The sequence below is a fragment of the Halomonas shantousis genome (assembly GCF_054654615.1).
Map to the genome: position 1 here is coordinate 90,021 of NZ_BAAIER010000001.1, position 17,922 is coordinate 107,942.

16 protein-coding genes are annotated in these 17,922 nt (G+C 61.6%); 4 read left to right on the plus strand and 12 right to left on the minus strand.

The window, feature by feature from the left end:
- The first annotated feature begins 160 nt into the window (after positions 1-160).
- The 4 genes from otsB (at position 161) to ACYQ12_RS00395 (ending at position 7,908) form a co-directional block, all read left to right on the plus strand.
- Entirely contained in the window at positions 161-1,729 is a 1,569-nt protein-coding gene (gene otsB, locus ACYQ12_RS00380; RefSeq protein WP_459866038.1) for a trehalose-phosphatase, read from the plus strand.
- 3 nt (positions 1,730-1,732) lie between these two features.
- Complete coding sequence (locus ACYQ12_RS00385) at positions 1,733-4,165, plus strand: glycoside hydrolase family 65 protein (RefSeq protein WP_459866041.1); 2,433 nt, start codon at positions 1,733-1,735, stop codon at positions 4,163-4,165.
- 469 nt (positions 4,166-4,634) lie between these two features.
- Positions 4,635-6,017, plus strand: a complete 1,383-nt coding sequence (gene gad / locus ACYQ12_RS00390; protein ID WP_459866044.1) for a glutamate decarboxylase — start codon at positions 4,635-4,637, stop codon at positions 6,015-6,017.
- Entirely contained in the window at positions 6,010-7,908 is a 1,899-nt protein-coding gene (locus ACYQ12_RS00395) for an aspartate:alanine exchanger family transporter (protein ID WP_459866046.1), read from the plus strand. The genes gad and ACYQ12_RS00395 overlap by 8 nt, the downstream gene beginning before the upstream one ends.
- Before the next feature lie 35 nt (positions 7,909-7,943).
- Here ACYQ12_RS00395 and ACYQ12_RS00400 read toward each other — a convergent pair whose 3' ends face one another.
- The 12 genes from ACYQ12_RS00400 to arcA all read right to left on the minus strand — a co-directional run bounded on the left by ACYQ12_RS00400 (position 7,944) and on the right by arcA (position 17,871).
- Positions 7,944-8,801, minus strand: coding sequence for a F0F1 ATP synthase subunit gamma (locus ACYQ12_RS00400; protein WP_459866049.1), 858 nt, complete (start codon positions 8,799-8,801; stop codon positions 7,944-7,946).
- The gene (locus tag ACYQ12_RS00405) at positions 8,798-10,336 is read right to left on the minus strand and encodes a F0F1 ATP synthase subunit alpha (protein ID WP_459866052.1); all 1,539 of its coding nucleotides are present in this window, start codon (positions 10,334-10,336) and stop codon (positions 8,798-8,800) included. The genes ACYQ12_RS00400 and ACYQ12_RS00405 overlap by 4 nt, the downstream gene beginning before the upstream one ends.
- Positions 10,317-11,066 carry a F0F1 ATP synthase subunit B gene (locus tag ACYQ12_RS00410; protein WP_459866055.1) on the minus strand — a complete coding sequence of 250 codons (750 nt, stop codon included), beginning with the start codon at positions 11,064-11,066 and terminating at the stop codon, positions 10,317-10,319. Before ACYQ12_RS00410 ends, ACYQ12_RS00405 begins: the two co-directional genes overlap by 20 nt.
- Before the next feature lie 4 nt (positions 11,067-11,070).
- A complete protein-coding gene (locus tag ACYQ12_RS00415) occupies positions 11,071-11,319 on the minus strand; it encodes a F0F1 ATP synthase subunit C (RefSeq protein ID WP_092844411.1) in 249 nt (82 codons plus the stop codon).
- A gap of 1 nt (position 11,320) precedes the next feature.
- Positions 11,321-12,016, minus strand: a complete 696-nt coding sequence (locus tag ACYQ12_RS00420) for a F0F1 ATP synthase subunit A (protein WP_459866058.1) — start codon at positions 12,014-12,016, stop codon at positions 11,321-11,323.
- Positions 12,013-12,282 (minus strand): N-ATPase subunit AtpR, encoded by a 270-nt coding sequence (locus ACYQ12_RS00425; RefSeq protein WP_459866061.1) that lies wholly within the window; start codon positions 12,280-12,282, stop codon positions 12,013-12,015. Before ACYQ12_RS00425 ends, ACYQ12_RS00420 begins: the two co-directional genes overlap by 4 nt.
- Positions 12,283-12,328: 46 nt before the next feature.
- Positions 12,329-12,607: an AtpZ/AtpI family protein gene (locus ACYQ12_RS00430; protein WP_459866064.1), complete on the minus strand. Its 279-nt coding sequence runs from the start codon at positions 12,605-12,607 to the stop codon at positions 12,329-12,331.
- Positions 12,588-13,040 (minus strand): F0F1 ATP synthase subunit epsilon, encoded by a 453-nt coding sequence (locus tag ACYQ12_RS00435; RefSeq protein WP_459866066.1) that lies wholly within the window; start codon positions 13,038-13,040, stop codon positions 12,588-12,590. The genes ACYQ12_RS00430 and ACYQ12_RS00435 overlap by 20 nt, the downstream gene beginning before the upstream one ends.
- Positions 13,037-14,464 carry a F0F1 ATP synthase subunit beta gene (gene atpD, locus ACYQ12_RS00440; RefSeq protein ID WP_459866069.1) on the minus strand — a complete coding sequence of 476 codons (1,428 nt, stop codon included), beginning with the start codon at positions 14,462-14,464 and terminating at the stop codon, positions 13,037-13,039. Before atpD ends, ACYQ12_RS00435 begins: the two co-directional genes overlap by 4 nt.
- A 140-nt stretch (positions 14,465-14,604) precedes the next feature.
- Positions 14,605-15,540, minus strand: coding sequence for a carbamate kinase (gene arcC, locus ACYQ12_RS00445; protein ID WP_459866072.1), 936 nt, complete (start codon positions 15,538-15,540; stop codon positions 14,605-14,607).
- A 24-nt stretch (positions 15,541-15,564) separates the two neighbouring features.
- Positions 15,565-16,575 (minus strand): ornithine carbamoyltransferase, encoded by a 1,011-nt coding sequence (locus ACYQ12_RS00450; protein WP_459866075.1) that lies wholly within the window; start codon positions 16,573-16,575, stop codon positions 15,565-15,567.
- Between the two features lie 42 nt (positions 16,576-16,617).
- Positions 16,618-17,871, minus strand: a complete 1,254-nt coding sequence (arcA, locus tag ACYQ12_RS00455) for an arginine deiminase (protein WP_459866078.1) — start codon at positions 17,869-17,871, stop codon at positions 16,618-16,620.
- Between the last annotated feature and the right edge of the window lie 51 nt (positions 17,872-17,922).

Here is a 17,922-nt window from a genome sequence, read left to right on the forward strand (position 1 = left end):
TGCTCGGCCATGGCAACACGCGCATCCGAGGCTGGTCATCATCGGTAACGCATTTTTCTAAAGGGCTCTCTACGGTGCTCTGTCGCTGCTCAGAGAGGCACGGGACCGAGACAGCCAGCTACACTATCGATACAACCCATAACACGCAACGGGACTTGCGATGCAACAATCAGGGCACTCGCCAAAGAAGATAATACCCACCGACTATAGAGCCGGTGTCTTCGACCTGGATGGTGTCGTGACCAACACGGCGCGTGTCCATTGCCAGGCATGGCGAAAGCTTTTTGATGGCTATCTGACCGAACTTGCCGGGCGCGACGGTAAATCCTTCCGGGCATTCGATCCTCAGCAGGACTACCGCCGTTACGTCGACGGTAAGCCACGTTATGACGGCGTCATCAGCTTTCTTGAATCGCGTGGCATTCGACTGCCGTTCGGCTCTCCCGAGGATACGCCCGACGAGGAGACCATCTGCGGATTGGGCAATCGCAAGCAGCGTTATTTCGAACAGTTCCTGGCGGCGGAGGGCGTCGACGTCTTTGCGTCCTCGGTGGCCTTCATCGAGTCATTGCGCAAGGCTGGCGTGAAGACGGCGCTGGTCTCGTCGAGCAAGAACGCCAAGGGCATCCTCGTCCGGACCGGACTGGACCCCCTGTTCGATACGGTGGTCGACGGCATCGAGTCGGAGCGGCTGGGGTTGCAGGGCAAGCCGCACCCCGACATCTTCCAGCATGCGGCCAGTCTGTTGTCGGTGCCACCAGGGGAAGCCCTTGCGATCGAGGACGCGCTCTCCGGTGTCGAAGCCGCCGACAAGGCAGGCTTCGGGCTGGTGATCGGTATCGATCGAGCCCGACAGCGCGACGAGCTGTTGGCGCATGGTGCCGATGTCGTCGTCGATGATCTGGCCGAACTGATGCCTGATGGGGCGACACGCGGAACGTCGTTGCCGGATGCGCTGGACGGCTTCGAGCGACTCGTCGAGCAACTGGGACATCGGCGTCTGGCCGTATTTCTGGATTATGATGGGACCCTGACGCCCATCGTCGACCGGCCTGACCTGGCGGTACTCGACGGTGCCATGCGCCACACGCTTGAGCACTTGGCCGAGCGCTGCACTGTCGCCATCGTCAGTGGGCGCGACCGTGCCGACGTCACCGAGCTGGTCGGCATCGACAACCTCGTCTATGCAGGCAGCCACGGCTTCGACATCGCCGGCCCCGGGGGTCTGCATATGCAGCATGAACGCGCCGCGGACTATCTGTCGGCGCTCGATGAGGCCGAAGCGCAACTACAGGCCCGCCTGGCCGATGTGCCTGGCGTACTCGTCGAGCGTAAGCGCTTCGCCATCGCCGTTCACTTCCGGCTGGTCGGCGAGAGTGATGTGGCGCGCATCGAGGCGGCCGTCGAAGCCGTGGCGGGCCAGAACCCGCGCCTGCGCCGTACCGGTGGCAAGAAGGTCTTCGAACTGCGTCCGCAGTTACCGTGGGATAAGGGCAAGGCCGTGCTATGGCTGCTCGAGGCGCTCGGGCTGGCGGACGACACTGTCGTGCCGATCTACATCGGCGACGACGAAACCGACGAGGATGCCTTCGTGGTATTGCGCGAACGAGGTGGCCTCGGGCTTTTCGTTGGCGATGCCGCGCAGGTCACGGCCGCAAGTTATTGTCTGGAAGACACTGATGCGGTTGGGCGCTTTCTCGACCGCCTTGACCGATACCTTGAGCAGTGAACCATGAACGACTGGACACTTGACTATCGCGGCTTCGATCCGGTGCAGGAAGGGCTGCGTGAAGCCCTGTGTACGCTGGGCAACGGTTACTTTGCGACCCGGGGAGCTGCTGATGAGACGGAGGCGGGCGAGTTCCACTACCCGGGAACTTACTTGGCGGGGGGGTATGACCGGCTGTCGACGGAAATCGCCGGGCGAGTGATCGAGAACGAGGATCTGGTCAACCTGCCCAATTGGCTGTGCCTGACATTCCGGTCCGAGGGCGGTGACTGGTTCAATCTCATGGCGGTGGAACTGCTCGACTACCATCAGTCCCTGGATATCGAAGCCGGCGTTCTCCGGCGCCAGCTCTTCTTTCGCGATCGTCAGGGGCGCGAGACCACACTGATCACGCAACGGTTGGTGCACATGGGCCAGCCTCACCTTGCTGCCATTGAGTGGCGCATCCGTCCCGAGAACTGGTCGGGACACGTCACCGTGCGTTCGGCCCTGGATGGCCGTGTGATCAATGCCGGCGTTGCGCGCTATCGGCAGCTGGCCAGCACTCATCTGACGCCGCTATCGGCGGATGCACCGAGTGACGATACGATTCGCCTGCAGGTCGAGACGCGTCAGTCCAGGTTGCACATCGCCCAGGCGGCTCGTACGCACCTGTACGTGGCCGGTCGGCATTGCGAGGGTGAGCGGCAGCTCGTGGAGGAAGCCGGTTACATCGCCCAGGATATGACATTTGACCTTGTCGCTGGTGGCGAGGCCGTGATCGAGAAAGTCGTGGCGCTGCATACCTCGCGCGACCGCGCGATTTCCGAACCCGGTCTCGCTGCCTGCCAGTCGGTGGCCAGAGCCGGAACGTTTTCCGAGCTGCTGGATAGCCATCGGCGAGTCTGGTCGCATCTCTGGCAACGCTGCGATGTCGGTCTTGGCGAGGGCGGGCGAGCGCAGATGATTCTGCGCCTGCATATCTTTCACCTGCTGCAGACAGTATCGCCGCACAGCGCCGACCTGGATGTCGGCGTGCCGGCCCGGGGGCTGCATGGCGAAGCCTATCGCGGGCACATCTTCTGGGACGAGTTGTTCATCTTTCCATTCCTCAACTATCGCATTCCCGAAATTACCCGGGCGTTGCTGCGCTATCGCTATCGGCGTCTGGGGGAGGCCCGCCACCTGGCGCGCGAAGCCGGTTACCGGGGCGCCATGTACCCTTGGCAGAGCGGCAGCGATGGGCGTGAGGAAAGCCAGCAAGTCCATCTCAATCCCAAGTCGGGACGCTGGACGGCCGACAACAGCTCACTGCAGCGTCACGTCAATGCCGCGGTGGCCTACAACGTGTGGCGTTACTACGAGGTGACTGAAGACCGTGAATTCCTGGCCTATTACGGCGCCGAAATGCTCTTCGAGATCGCCCGCTTCTGGGCGAGTGCCGCATGCTGGAATGCACAGCGCAAGCGCTACGATATTCGTGGCGTGATGGGGCCCGACGAGTTCCACGACCGTTATCCCGACGCATCGGCACCGGGGCTCGACAACAATACCTATACCAATGTCATGGCCGCCTGGGTGCTGGGACGAGCGGTGAACGTCTACGACCTGATCGGCGAACGCCGCCGCCGGGAACTGAAGGAAACATTGAGTCTATCCGGTCGGGAGGTCGACGAGTGGACGGCCATCGGCCAGCAACTGTTCATCCCGTTCCACGACGATGGCATTCCCAGCCAGTTCGAGGGCTACGAACATCTGCAGGAGTTCGATTGGGCCGGCTATCGAGACCGCTATGGCGATATTCATCGCCTCGACCGGTTGCTCGAGGCGGAAGGGGACACCGTCAACCGCTATAAGGCCTCGAAGCAGGCCGACGTGTTGATGCTGTTCTACCTGTTTTCTGCCGAAGAACTCGGTGACGTCTTCGCCCAGCTCGGCTATCCGTTCTCTGGCGAGCTGATTCCGCGTACCATCGATTATTACCAGCAGCGCACCTCGCATGGTTCGACCCTCAGCCGTGTCGTGATGTCTTGGGTACTGGCGCGCTCGGACCGCCGTCAGGCCTGGGATCTCTTCCAGCAAGTCCTGCAAAGCGATATCGAGGATAGCCAGGGTGGCACGACGCCGGAAGGCATCCATCTGGGCGCCATGGCGGGGAGTGTCGATCTGATCCAGCGCGGCCACACCGGGCTGGAAGTCCGCGATGGCATGCTCCGACTCAATCCCTGCCTGCCCGAGGCACTGAGCGGTTTACACTTGCGGCTGCGCTATCGGGGATGCTGGCTCGAACTCGACGTCGAAGAAGATCATCTGACCCTGACGGCGCCGGAGGGCTGGGCGGGGCCTGAGCGGATCATGTTTCGCGACGAGCTACACCCCTTCGGCGAGGGGCAGCGGCTGGAACTCTACTATTCTCACGAAGAACGCTGCTGGCAGTCTGAATCGGCAGAACGCTGATAAGTCAGTTAACGAAAAATTGTCTATCCTGCGCCGGGATCCTTACGTTCTCCATTGTACTCTGCGGCTTTTAATCGCTTTCTGCGATGACCTCCTGAACATGTGTATTCATCCTGACAATACCCCTGCGCCCCTGATCCCAAAATGCAGTATTGCTGGGTGCCAAACTCATCGCTGAAACATGGGATATCACCAGAGCAAATTCAGTTAAAATAGTCTAATATGCTAATGTTGCCTTGTGGGGATTATAAGCGGCCCCGCCTGGGTAAATCGATTCAGAAGGGAGCCTGCAGACCAATCCGGCTCGCAACTTGCGAGCTACACCCTAAAAATTTATTACCGGAAGAAAAAAAGGCCTTTGGGGTGTTAGTGGAAAGGCGTGTGGGAAGCGTTTGACAATCCTGTACATGTGTCACGGCTCAGTTGCATGCCCGCTATGACATGCCTACGACCCTAAAGGAGATTTAATATGCCCATTCATCATATTGATTTAGGCGATCAATCGAGCTTGCGGGATATTTATGCAACGGATACTTCAGCAGAGAGCCTACCCAAGTTTCGGATACCTGAGGGGCGTACTGAACCTCATGCCGCTTACTCGCTGGTGCGCGATGAACTTTTACTGGATGGCAATGCTCGCCAAAATCTTGCAACGTTCTGTACCACCTGGGTGGAGGATGAAGTCAAGCAATTGATGGCGGATGCCGTCGACAAGAACATGATTGATAAGGATGAGTATCCTCAAACTGCTGAGATCGAAAACCGCTGTGTACATATCCTGGCGAATTTATGGCACGCCCAGAAATCTTGGGAGACGGTAGGGTGTTCCACAACAGGTTCAAGCGAAGCGGCAATGCTGGGTGGCCTCGCATTCAAGTGGAAGTGGCGCAAGCGTCGGGAAGCAGAGGGTAAGGATACCAGCAAGCCAAACATCGTGACCGGGCCGGTGCAGATATGTTGGAAAAAATTCGCACGGTATTTCGATGTCGAGATCAGGGAAGTGCCGCTTGAAGGTGATGCGCTTGGTCTGCAACCGCAGGACCTTAGAAAGTATTGCGACGATAATACGATAGGTGTCGTTGCTACCCTCGGGGTTACATTCACGGGTATTTATGAACCGGTTGAGGCTTTGGCACGTGAGCTGGATGCAATTGAGCGCGATTTAGGGCTGGATATTCCGATCCACGTCGATGCTGCATCCGGTGGATTTATTGCACCATTCATTCAACATGATCTAGTGTGGGATTTCCAAATAGAGCGGGTTCGGTCGATCAATGCGTCAGGGCATAAATACGGATTGGCGCCTTTGGGAGTGGGCTGGATTATATGGGCATCAAAGGAAGACCTGCCAGAGGAGTTGATTTTCTACGTTGACTATCTCGGCGGTAACATGCCGACCTTCGCGCTCAATTTCTCTCGCCCAGGTGGCGAAATAATCGCTCAATATTATAACTTCTTGCGACTTGGCCGCGAGGGCTATGCTTCCATTCAGCAAGCCTGTGCCGATACAGCGCAGTGGTTGGGAGCTGAGCTAGCCAAGCTAGGGCCTTTCGAAATGGTCTATGACGGGCATGGTGGTCTGCCTGCGGTTGCCTACAAGCTGACCGACGCGGATCATGGCTTCACGCTCTATGATCTTTCGGAGCGGGTGCGGATGCGCGGTTGGCAGATCGCATCCTACCCTCTGCCGTCAAACCGTCATGAAACCGTCGTTCAACGTATCCTTATCCGCCACGGTGTCAGTCGTGACCTGGCGCACCTTCTTCTCGATGACATAAAGCGAGCAATTAATCATCTATCGAAGAATCCTGTCCCGAATTCGACCGCAAAACCGGGATTCCATCATGGTTGATGTGAAAAAGCTTGTCAGAATGCTCGATAAACTTACGGTCCGCATTATTCTTTATGCCTTGTTGCTCGTCTCCGGAACTGCCGTGGCTCAAAGTGATGCCTCATCCGGAGGTGGGCGTGTAATCGGACAGGTTTTCGATAGAATGGAGCCAGTGGCGGAGGCCGGAATTCACGGGCTTTTTCAGCTATTGGGAAACCAGCCTATTGCGTTCATCCTTCTCGCGCTTACCCTTGGCACGCTGATCGGAAAGTTCAGCTTCAAGGGCATTTCGCTCGGCTCTACTGCAGGCTCGTTGCTTGTGGGGATCGTGATCTCGATGATCGCTGAGGCAGCTTACGGGATAACTTATTCCATTCCTGGTGTTCTCTCCTCGTTCATGCTCTTGCTCTTCATGTATGCCCTTGGCCTAAAGGTCGGGCCACAATTCTTTTCCGGGTTGCGCAAGGGGGGGCTAGCCTTTATCGGGGTAGGCATCATTGTCTGGGTACTGAATTGGGTCATTTGCTATTTGGGTGCGTATTGGGCCGGGCTGGCCCCGGGATATGCGACCGGGCTTATTTCTGGAAGTTACACTATCACGGCGATTCTCGGCGTCGGTCAGGGGGCGTTGGCGAGCGGCGCTTATACTCCGCCCGCTGGTATGACTGTCGAGGAGGTCGGAGCCAACATGGCCGCGGCCTACGCCATCAGCTATGTGCTATCGAGTATCGGCATTATCTTGTTGATCCGCTATCTTCCACGTATTTTCGGTCATGATGCCAGAGCCGACGCCAAACGTGCTGAGGCTGAGTACAGTGGTGATGCCACGCATCCAGTCCCGGGTGCCCCGGGGGCATTGACAATGGGATTCTCGCCCTATGACTTACGCGCTTTCGCCGTGACTCACGATAGGTTTGTGGGGCGCACTTTGTCGCAGTTGGCTAACGAGTTCCCCCAGGTCCCGATCTTGCGAGTGGTGCGAGATGGAAAGGCACTAAAACTTACGGGCGATACTCTTCTTGCCATGGGCGATATCGTGACCGTGCGCGCGAATGTGCACGATCTGATTCTCAATGAAGGCGAGTTGATCGGGCCAGAATCCGATGATCCGTTTGCTCGAAATGTTCCTCTGGAGGTTGCGGATGTGCATGTCGGTTCTCATTCGGTCTCCGGCAAGACGCTTGAGGAGCTTGCTAGCCATGGAACGGGAGGTGTTGAAGTGCAAGCCCTTTTTCGAGGCGGTAACGAACTTCCTCTGGGCCCTAAAAGTACTGTAGCGTTTGGCGACGTGTTGCGCTTGACGGGCCCTGACGCGGCACTCAAAGCGGCGGCGAAGCAGCTAGGTGGCCACGCAATACTGCCGACAATGAAATCCGAAGTGCTTTATCTGGCGCTGGCCATGCTGGTGGGGTATATGGTCGGCATTATCACTGTCACCATAGCCGGGATACCCTTTTCGCTAGGAACCTCGGCAGGGTGCATCCTCGCAGGTGTAGGCGTCAGCTATTTCCGAAGTCGGAATCCTGAATTTGGCGGGCCAGTGCATGAGGGCGCGCGCAGCTTCCTCCAAGATTTTGGACTAAATGCGTTTGTTGCAGTTCTCTCGGCAAATGTCGGGCCAAAAGTAATATCGGCTTTGGGGGGCGATACAATCCTGTGGCTGGCGTTGATTGGGACCACTGGCGCATTACTGCCGCCGTTTATTGCTTTCTGGGTCGGAGTCAGGTTTTTCGGACTCAACTCGATCATCGCTGATGGGGCCACTACCGGTGGGCGAAACAGTACACCGGGTCTGAACGCGATTATTGAAGAGTCGGGAAGTTCAGTGGCCGCAGTTCCCTATCCGGTCAGTTATGCCCTTACGACGGTACTGGCGCTAATCGGTGGTTATCTCTCGATGATCCTGTCGTGATGATGCAGTTCGCTAGTGATTCTCTCGTTCGTAACCTAGCGACTTCCCAGCCGGGAGGCGGACAGCTCGATAATTTCTTCCGTGATCTCTTCCTGGCGCAAGCGTCTGAATTCGGCTTGCAGTTCGTCACGTCGCTGCTCGATGTTGCTCTGGGTGGCTATCATGGCCTGCATGCGAGCTTCGTTCTCTGCGGCAAATGACAGCATCAGGGCCTCGTGGAGTTCCGCGTAGACGTATTCTTCCGCCAGGTCGGCGATCAGCCGAGAGGCGGGCAGCGTGACCAGGGGTGGCTGGGAATGGGATGCCACGGGGAAGCGCGAATAGTCGAACGGCAATAGCGTCCGGCTGACGATGGGCTGGACGCCGGCACCGCCCGGCAAGCCGTGCACGAGCGTCACGCGGGTGGGAACGGCGTCGGCGAGTTGCGCGTAGAGCGCATCGGCAATGCTTCCGGCGAGTGTTGGCATTGCATCCGGATGGACTGCCATGGAGGCTGACCAGGCCGGCTTCGTTGCCCGCTCCGCGGCAAGCGTCAGGCCACGTTCGCCTACCAGGAATACGCTATCGCTTGATGAAATCTGCGACTCCAGAGTCATCGCCAGGATGCGCTCACTGAAATTACCGGCAAAGCCCTGTTCGGCACACAAGATGATGCGCAGGTGGCGCTGGGGCCCCGTCGTCGATGTGGTGGTCGGTCGTTCCGCGACGTTGACCAGTGCCAGGGCCTCGCCGATAGCCGTGCCGATGACGTCGGCATAGGCGCGAATGCCCTGCAGGTGTTGCTGAGCCTCGCGCGAGCGTGCCGCGGCGATGCCACGCATGGCGGTGACCACCAGGCCCAGCTCGCGGGTCGTTTCGAGATGGGTGGTGACATCGTTCAATCTCCCGCTCATGACGATGAGTCCACGATATCGCTCGCCAGGGCCCGGACCTCTTCGACCAGCCGGCGACGCAGCGAATCGTCAAGCGGTGTGGTCGCCAGGCGTGCGGTATCGGGCTTGTCGCTCCCCAGCCGCGCGTCCAGCCAGGCCGGTAGGCGCGCTCTCAGCAGGGCGATGCGTGGCAGCGGAAAGGTATCGAAGACTCCTTCGTCGAGAGTTGCCAGCAGTGCAATCTGATCGATCCGCCGCAGGGCGTTGAACCGTGGCTGCGTGAGCAGGGCGCGGATGGCGCGGCCATGGGTGATCTGCTGCTTGACGCGGGCATCGCTGAGTCCTCCGAAGCGGGTGAACATCTCGAGTTCCTGAAACTGTGAATACTCCAGGCGCAGCTTGCCCGAAACGTCACGCAGTGCCCGGGGCTGAGCCTTGCCGCCCACGCGACTGACCGACAGGCCCACGTCCACGGAAGGCCGCTGATTGGCCGCGGCCAGGTGGGCATCGAGCACGATCTGCCCGTCGGTGATCGAGATCAGGTTGGTCGGTATATAGGCCGAAAGATTGCCGGCATCGGTCTGGGCGATCGGAAGTGCCGTCAGTGATCCGCCGCCATGCTCGGAGCAGAGTTTGGCGGCACGCTCGAGCAGGCGGGCATGCAGATAGAAGATGTCGCCGGGATAGGCTTCCCGCCCCGGCGGCTCGTGAGTGAGCAGTGCCAGCTCACGGTGAGTGGCGGCATGCTGGCTGAGATCGTCGATCACTACCAGCGCGTGTTGGCCGCGGTCGCGAAAGTACTCGGCGACGCTGAAGCCGGCGAAAGGCGCGGCCCATTGCAGGCCGGCCGAGGCCGACGCGGTGGCGACAACGAAAATGCAACGGCTCGGGTCGCCATGCTGGCGTACCGACTCGATGACTTGTTGCACTTCCCCTGCGCGCTGCCCGACAGCGACGTACACGCAGATCACGTCGCTATGTTTCTGGTTGAGAATGGCATCGATGGCCAGTGAGGTCTTGCCGGTAGCGCGGTCGCCGATGATCAGTTCGCGTTGCCCGCGCCCGATGGGAAACAGCGCATCGATCACCAGTGAGCCGGTGTCGAGCGGTTCACTGACCAGGTCGCGCTCGATGATGGCGGGTGCGGCCCGCTCGATGGGCAGCGTGGTCTCGGCCTGTATGGGCTCGTCGCGGTCCAGTGGACGACCGAGGGGATCGATGACCCGCCCGAGCAGCGCCTCGCCGACCGGTACCTGCATGATATCGCCGGTGGCATGCACTTCGCTGCCGGCCGAGATGCTCCCGGTATTGTCCAGCAGCACGGCACTGATGGTTTCGGTGTCGAGGGCCAGGGCAAAGCCGAGACTTCCGTCGGTGAAACGCAGCAGTTCGTTGAGCTTCACGCTCGGCAGGCCGGAAACCCGGGCGATACCGTCGGCGATCTGGATGACGCGTCCGATCTCGCCGACCTCGACCCCAAAGGACGTACGTTCGAGTGTGGCCTGGCTGTGGGTCAGCCAGGCATCGGCGGTGGCGTCAGGCGTGTTCGCGGTCATGCAGGGATATCTCCGTCTGCAGGCGTGCCAGGTCGGCGCGCAGGCTGTTGCGCACCACGGCGTGCTCGGTTTCCAGCTCCAGACCGGCGATCAGCTCGGGGTCGATGATGACCAGAGGCTCGGGCGGGGTTTCCAGAACGTCTTGAAGGGCGGCCTGAAGAGCGCTGCGTTCTGCTTCGGTTAATGCCCGCGGTGCCTTGAGGCGCAAGGGAGCATCGGCTCGTGCCAATGAACGACGTGTCTCCGCCGGCAACGATCCCAGACCTTCGGCTAGGCCATCGATGAACCCGTCGATGCGGGCGCTGTCCGGTAGGCGCTGCATGAGCCGGCCGGCGATATCGAGAGCCAACTGGCCGGCCCGCTTTTCGATAACGGATTGCAGGCGCTGCTGCTCGGCTCGTAACGCCTCCCGGGCCTGGCGGTGGCGGCGCGCGATTTCGGCATCGGCTTCCTCGATGCGCTGTCTGCGGGCCTGATCGGCGTCCAGTTCGGCGGCTTGCAGGGCGGCGGCGCGTTGGCGGTTGGCGTCGTCCCTGGCCTGATCGGCAGCTTCACGGAGCTGGCGGGCCTCACTCTTCGCCGCCGAGGCCTCGTCGAGCAGCCGATTGGCCGCCTGCTGTCGCTCGGCGATAATCCTCGCTACCGGCTTGAACAGAAAGCGTGACAACAGCCAGAGCAGGACGAGAACGTTGAGGGTCTGCAGCCCCAGGGTCCACCAGTCGAGCGTCATCGGCCTATCCGACGAACGGGTTGGCGAACAGCACCAGCACGGCAATGACCAGGCAGTAGATGGCCATGGTCTCGATCATTGCCAGCCCGACGAAGAGTGTCCGCGATAGGGTGCCGGCCGATTCGGGCTGACGGGCGATGGCATCCATGGCGGCGGCCACGGCCCTGCCTTCGGCGAGCGCGGGGCCGATGGCGCCGAAGGAGACGGCGATCGCCGCCGCGAGGATACTGACGATCTGGATGAGGTTGTCCAACTCAAGGCTCCTTATGGTCCAGAGAGTGCGGTAACGGGGGCGCCTCCACGGCGGCCCCCAGAAACACCATGGCGAGAACGCTGAAGATATAGGCCTGGATGGCGCCGGTCAGCATGTCCAGCGCCATGAAGGGGATCGGCACCAGCAGGCCGGCCAGCGACAGGGTGATGCCCAGTACGAAGACGCCACTCATGATGTTGCCGAACAGGCGCACGATCAGCGAGAACGTGCGGGTCAGCTGTTCGACCAGGTTGAGCGGGATCATCACCCAGCTCGGCTCGGCGAAGGTGCGCAGATAGCCCGCCACGCCACGGGTCGCCACGCCATAGCCGATGCTGGCTGCGAGCACGATCAGGGCAAGCACGACATCGGTTTCCAGGTGCGCCGTCGGCGGTTCTATACCGGGAATCAGCGCCGACCAGTTGGCGGCAAGGATGAACAGAAACAGCGTGCCGATCAGTGCCCGGTAGCGTTGGGGAGGTACCTGCATGGTATCGCGGATCTGATGATCCAGCGTCTCGACCAACAGCTCGAGAATGCACTGGGCTTTTCCCGGGCGTAGCGAAAGTCCGCGGGTCAGCGCCCAGCTAGCCATCGCCATCCCCACGACCAGCAACCAGGTGACGACGACAGCGGCACTGACCGCGACTGGGCCGATATGGAACAGGGCGGAAGTGACCAGCGGGGAATCGTTCATGGCGTTGTCACCCTTCGAGCCCGCAACGTGAAGTGGCGCGCCAGCAGCAGCCCGGCCAGGCCGGCCAGCACGGCAACCGCGCCCCACTGGGCCAGACCGACCAGCAGGGCAACGGTGAACGCCAGGCGCAGGCCCTGGAGTCCAAGGGCCTGCCACGTTCTGCCGGCCAGGAACAGATGCAGATTCCAGGCCAGCGACAGGAAGTGGATCAGGCCGCCGGTCATGCCCAGGGCCAGGCCCACCAAGGCGTGCGCAATCAGGTTCATCCCGTGTGACTCCTCATGCGGCGGTATCCCTTGTGCGTTTCACTGCTCATTGACGGTGCATCCAGCGCCAGGCCGACCACAGGCCGATTCCCGCGCCGACAAAGAGCAGCGCCGCGGCGAACAGCACGCCGGTCCCCAGCAGGCGGTCGAGCCAGCGCCCCAGAAACAGGCCCAGCAGCAAGGGGATGACGATAGCCCATCCCAGCACGCCGATCTGTCCCAGGCGCCTCGCCAATGACGGTTCCGGATCGCCCCTGCCGCGCCGGGCACGCTCCGCGGCCCGACGGGCGGCGTCGCTGACATGATTAGGCTTTTGGTCCATCATTGCCCCCTTCATGCATCGCCGTTTCTTGGCCAGGGCGCAAGTAGCGCACCAACTGACGGACAGCCTGGGTATGCAGTCGGAGATGCTCGACGCGCGCCTGGCGAACCGTGTCACGCTGTTGATCGCGAGCCTGATGGACCTGCGCCTCGAGCATGTCGAGGTCGTCGCCGATCACGCCCTCGCGACAGGCAATGCGCAGTTCTCCGCCCATCAGGCTCAGTACGCCACTGTGAACGGCACAGTAGCCGCAACTGCCCGCCCGACAGCGCCAGCGCACCACCGAGGGCGAGAGTGCGGTCAAAAAATTCACGTGGCCGGGCAGCAGGCCGAAACTGCCGCTGGCGTCCTCGGCGCGCAAGGCCACGATGTCGTCGCGGTCCACCAGGATTCGCTGCGGCGTGACGATCAGCAGATGAAACGGCGCATGACTCATGACGCTCGTTCTCCGCTCTCGCCCTGTGGCGCCGCCTGTTCCTTGGCGCGTGCCTCGTCGAGCGTGCCAACCATGTACAGCGAGCGCTCCTGCCAGTCATCGCACTCGCCGTTCAGGATGGCCTGGCAACCCGCCAGGGTATCCTCGAGCGCTACCGAGTGGCCGGGCATGCCGGTGAAGGCTTCCGTCACCGCGAACGGCTGGGTCAAAAAGCGCTGCAGGCGGCGGGCGCGTGCGACGATACGACGATCCTCGTTGCCCAATTCCTCGACCCCGAGCAGCGATATCACGTCTTGCAGGCTGCGGTAATGCTCGATGGCACGGCGTACCTCGGTGGCGATGGCAAAGTGCCTTTCGCCGACGACCGTCGGGTCGAGCAGGGTCGACGAGGAGGCAATCGGATCGATGGCCGGATACATGCCTTGAGCCGCCATGGACCGGGACAGCACGACCATGCTGTCGACGTGGCTGGCCAGGGCGGTGACCGCGGGGTCGGTGAAATCGTCGGCGGGCACGTAGACGGCTTCGATCGCGGTCACGGCGACCCCTTCCACCGAGACGATACGCTCCTGAAGGGCCGCCACCTCGTCGGCCAGTGTCGGCTGGTAGCCGACCCGTGAAGGCAGGCGGCCGAGCAGGCCGGATACCTCGGAGCCGGCCTGCACGAAGCGAAAGACGTTGTCCATGAGCAGTAGCACGTTCCTGCGGCGTTCATCGCGGAAATATTCGGCGATGGACAACGCCGTCAGCGGAACACGCCAGCGCGCGCCGGGAGGCTCGTTCATCTGGCCATAGACGAGCACGGTATGCGGCAGCACACCGGATTGGCGCATGTCGAGGAGCATCTCGTGGCCCTCGCGGGAACGTTCGCCAATGCCTGCAAACACGGAAATGCCTTGATAGCGTTCGACCATGGCATGGATCAGTTCCATGACCAGCACGGTCTTGCCGACCCCGGCGCCGCCGAACATGGCGGCCTTGCCGCCCTGGACCAGCGGCGTCAGCAGATCGATGACCTTGATGCCGGTGGTGAAGCGTTCGCTTGCCGCATGTTGAGCGGCCAGCGCCGGAGGGGGCTGATGAATCGAACGCCGCGCGATGTCCTCGGGCAGAGCTGGACCGGCGTCTCCCGGGGTGCCGGACACGTCGAGCAGACGCCCGAGCACGGCATCGCCCACCGGCACGCTGAGCGGTCCGTCGAGCGCACGAACCGGACCGCCACGGGAAAGGCCCGAGGTGTTCGCCAACGCGATGCTGCGCACATGGTGATCGTCCAGGTGAGCTTGCACCTCGGCCAGTAGCGCAGAGCCGTCCTCGCGCAAAATGGCCAACGCTTCATTGATGCGAGGCAAACCGTGGGAAAACGCAATGTCGACCACTGCGCCGCGTACGGCGCTGACCCGTCCCTGAGGCTTGTCATCCATAGTGATGTTCCTCTTCGCAACCATGGACCAGAGGATATTTCCCATTAAATGGCACGACACAAGGAATATTCCCGACGCGGATCACCTTGTGCCCGGTCCAGTCGAATCGCCCATGGCGAGGGGGCTGGCAACGTGGCGCGCTACCGTTCAAAGTACTCTATTCCCGGCATCGCGGTACTGACGCGAGTCCCGGCCTGGCCCAGCATGATGGCTTCGATGTCTGCCAGGGAGCCAATGACGGCCTCCTTGCCCGTATGGCGGGCGAAGTCGCAGGCCGCCTCGATCTTGGGGCCCATGGAGCCTGCCGCGAAGGCGAGCTGCGCCAGGGCCGCGGGATGGGCTCGCGCGATGGCCTTCTGGGTCGGTTGGCCCCAGTCGACATAGGCGGCTTCGACATCGGTAGCGATGATCAGTAGGTCGCAGTGCAGCTCCTCGGCCAGAAGTGCCGAGCACGAGTCCTTGTCGATGACGGCTTCGACGCCCTGCAACTGGCGGCCTTGTGCATAGAGGGTCGGGATGCCGCCGCCTCCCGCGCAGATCACGACGCAGCCTTTCTCGAGCAGCCATTTCACCGGACGTATCTCGAAGATGCGCTTGGGGCGGGGGCTGGGCACCACGCGGCGAAAGCGGTCGCCGTCCGGTGCGATGCTCCAGCCCCTTTCCCCGGCAAGACGTTCGGCTTCCTCTCGCGAGTACACCGGGCCGATGGGCTTGCTGGGATGCTGGAAGGCCGGATCGTCGGCGTCCACCTCCACCTGGGTCAGCAGCGTCGCCAAGGGCGCCTCGGCGGGGAGCAGATTGCCCAGTTCCTGTTCGATCATGTAGCCGATCATGCCTTCGGTTTCGGCTCCCAGCACATCCAGAGGATAGGCGGTGACATCGGTGTAGGCCGCGCCCTGCAAGGCCAGCAGGCCCACCTGCGGACCATTGCCGTGGGCGATCACCACTTCATTGCCGGGAATGATCCTGGCCAACTGGGCACAGGCAACGCGAACATTCTCGCGTTGCCTGTCTGCCGTCAGCGGTTCGCCGCGACGAAGCAGGGCGTTGCCGCCCAGGGCGGTGACGATGCGCATCGTGATTCTCCCTTGGCTCGAAGGTCAGATATCGCCGAGAGTGGCAACCAGTACGGCCTTGATCGTGTGCATCCGGTTTTCCGCCTGCTCGAAGGCGATACAGGCCGGTGACTCGAAGACTTCCTCGGTGACCTCGATGCCGTTGGCCAGCTCGGGATACTGGGCGGCGACCTGCTTGCCGACCTTGGTTTGTGCATTATGGAACGCTGGCAGGCAGTGCATGAACTTCACGCGCGGGTTGCCGCTGGCATCCATCAGGGTCTTGTTCACCTGGTAGGGCATCAACAGGCTTACTCGCTCTCCCCAGGTGTCGATGGGCTCGCCCATGGAAACCCAGACGTCGGTATGGATGAAATCGACGTCTCGGACGGCCTCTTCGGGGGACTCGGTCAGCGTCAAGCGGGCACCCGACTCTTCCGCGAACCGCTGGCATGCTTCGACATGCTCGGGGTGGGGCCATAACGCCCTGGGCGCGGCGATCCGCACGTCCATGCCCAGCTTGGCGCCGATCATCAGCAGGGAATTGCCCATGTTGTTGCGGGCATCTCCCAGGTAGGCGTAACGGATCTCATGCAGCGGCTTGTCGCTGTGCTCCTGCATGGTCAGCACATCGGCGAGCATCTGCGTCGGGTGGTATTCGTCGGTCAACCCATTGAAGACGGGAACGCCGGCATACTGCGCCAGTTCCTCGACGATGGCCTGGCTGAAGCCGCGGTACTCGATGGCATCGTACATCCGGCCCAGGACGCGTGCCGTATCCTTCATCGTTTCCTTGTGGCCGATCTGGGAAGAAGCGGGGTCGATGAACGTCACATTGGCCCCCTGCTGATAAGCGGCCACTTCGAAGGCGCAGCGTGTGCGCGTCGAAGTCTTCTCGAATATCAGCGCGATGTTCTTGCCCTTCAGGTGCTGCTGTTCGGTACCGGTGTACCGGGCCCGCTTGAGATCGCGGGACAGATCGAGCAGGTAGCGCAGCTCGCTCAGGCTGTGATGGCTCAGGCTGAGCAGGCTGCGGTTATGGATGTTGAACGCCATGACGGAATCTCCTTGGGGGGCGGCGGGCATCGGGGCGGATGGTCAATAATCCACGGCGTCGCGAACGATCGGACAGGTCATGCAGTGCCCGCCGCCGCGGCCTCGTCCCAGTTCGCTGGCATCGATCGTGATCACTTCCACGCCTGCCTTGCGCAGCAGCGTGTTGGTATAAGTGTTGCGGTCGTAGCCGATGACCACGCCGGGCTCGAGCGCCACCACGTTATTGCCGTCGTCCCACTGCTCGCGCTCCACCTCGTAGCTGTCGCCTCCGGTATGCACCGTGCGCAGCTTCTTCAAGCCCAACGCCGAGGCCACGACATCGAGGAAGCTCTGCTTTTCCCGGCGGACGTCGATGCCGCCTGGCTTGCTGTCGTCAGGGCGCAGGCTGAAGGCGACGATGGAGGCCACGGCTTCGGGATATATCGTCACCAGGTCGCGGTCGCAAAAGCTGAATACGGTATCCAGATGCATCGCGGACCGCGACCTGGGCAAGCCCGCGATGATGAGGCGTTCGGCGGCGCCCTGCCGGAAAAGGGAGCGTGCAAGCTGGCCGATGGCCTGATGCGACGTCCGTTCCCCCATGCCGATCAGCACGATGCCGTTGCCCAGCGGCATGACGTCGCCGCCTTCCAGGGTGGCCAGGCCATGGTCGATATCGGGATCGCCGTACCAGACCTGGAAATCGGCATGCGCGAACTCGGGATGGAACTTGTAGATGGCCGTGGTCAGCACGGTTTCCTGGCGCCGTGCCATCCAGTGCATGGGGTTCAACGTCACGCCGCCATAGATCCAGCAGGTGGTATCGCGAGTGAACAGCGTGTTCGGCAGCGGGGGCAGAATGAAGCTCGAGTGTCCCAGATAATCGCGGAACATCCTGACGATCTCGCTGGTATGGTTGCCCGGCAGGTCGTCTCCCGACACGCCGCCGATGAGGAACTCGGCGAGCCGGCTTGGTGCCTGCTCTTCCAGCCAGGCGCGCACTTCCTCCACCAGGCCGAGCCCGACATGATTGGCCGTGACCTTGCGGTCGAGAATCCAATTGCGAGCGTCGGGATTCTGCAGCGTCTCGGCCAGTAGCGTGGTCATCTCGAGGACCTCGACGCCGCGCTCTTGCATCTTGGCCACGAAATCGAAGTGGTCGCGCTTGGCCTGGCTGACCCAGATCACGTCATCGAACAGCAGGTCGTCGCAATTGCTTGGCGTGAGGCGCTGATGGGCCAGCCCCGGCGAGCAGACCAGGACCTTGCGTAACTTGCCGACTTCCGAGTGAACGCCGAGTGACACGGGAATCGTCATGATGAATCTCCTTGAACAGGGCCGATCCCGCCGGCTCATGCCGGCAGGGTC

Excerpts from the sequence above, each read along its gene's own strand:
- ACYQ12_RS00405 (WP_459866052.1), bottom strand. The coding sequence starts at position 10,336 with ATGACCGCGAACACGCCTGACGCCACCGCCGATGCCTGGCTGACCCAC.
- ACYQ12_RS00430 (WP_459866064.1), bottom strand. The coding sequence starts at position 12,607 with ATGATGGACCAAAAGCCTAATCATGTCAGCGACGCCGCCCGTCGGGCC.
- ACYQ12_RS00435 (WP_459866066.1), bottom strand. The coding sequence starts at position 13,040 with ATGAGTCATGCGCCGTTTCATCTGCTGATCGTCACGCCGCAGCGAATC.
- ACYQ12_RS00425 (WP_459866061.1), bottom strand. The coding sequence starts at position 12,282 with ATGAACCTGATTGCGCACGCCTTGGTGGGCCTGGCCCTGGGCATGACC.
- ACYQ12_RS00450 (WP_459866075.1), bottom strand. The coding sequence starts at position 16,575 with ATGGCGTTCAACATCCATAACCGCAGCCTGCTCAGCCTGAGCCATCAC.
- gad (WP_459866044.1), top strand. The coding sequence starts at position 4,635 with ATGCCCATTCATCATATTGATTTAGGCGATCAATCGAGCTTGCGGGAT.
- atpD (WP_459866069.1), bottom strand. The coding sequence starts at position 14,464 with ATGGATGACAAGCCTCAGGGACGGGTCAGCGCCGTACGCGGCGCAGTG.
- ACYQ12_RS00395 (WP_459866046.1), top strand. The coding sequence starts at position 6,010 with ATGGTTGATGTGAAAAAGCTTGTCAGAATGCTCGATAAACTTACGGTC.
- ACYQ12_RS00420 (WP_459866058.1), bottom strand. The coding sequence starts at position 12,016 with ATGAACGATTCCCCGCTGGTCACTTCCGCCCTGTTCCATATCGGCCCA.
- arcA (WP_459866078.1), bottom strand. The coding sequence starts at position 17,871 with ATGACGATTCCCGTGTCACTCGGCGTTCACTCGGAAGTCGGCAAGTTA.
- otsB (WP_459866038.1), top strand. The coding sequence starts at position 161 with ATGCAACAATCAGGGCACTCGCCAAAGAAGATAATACCCACCGACTAT.
- arcC (WP_459866072.1), bottom strand. The coding sequence starts at position 15,540 with ATGCGCATCGTCACCGCCCTGGGCGGCAACGCCCTGCTTCGTCGCGGC.
- ACYQ12_RS00410 (WP_459866055.1), bottom strand. The coding sequence starts at position 11,066 with ATGACGCTCGACTGGTGGACCCTGGGGCTGCAGACCCTCAACGTTCTC.
- ACYQ12_RS00385 (WP_459866041.1), top strand. The coding sequence starts at position 1,733 with ATGAACGACTGGACACTTGACTATCGCGGCTTCGATCCGGTGCAGGAA.
- ACYQ12_RS00400 (WP_459866049.1), bottom strand. The coding sequence starts at position 8,801 with ATGAGCGGGAGATTGAACGATGTCACCACCCATCTCGAAACGACCCGC.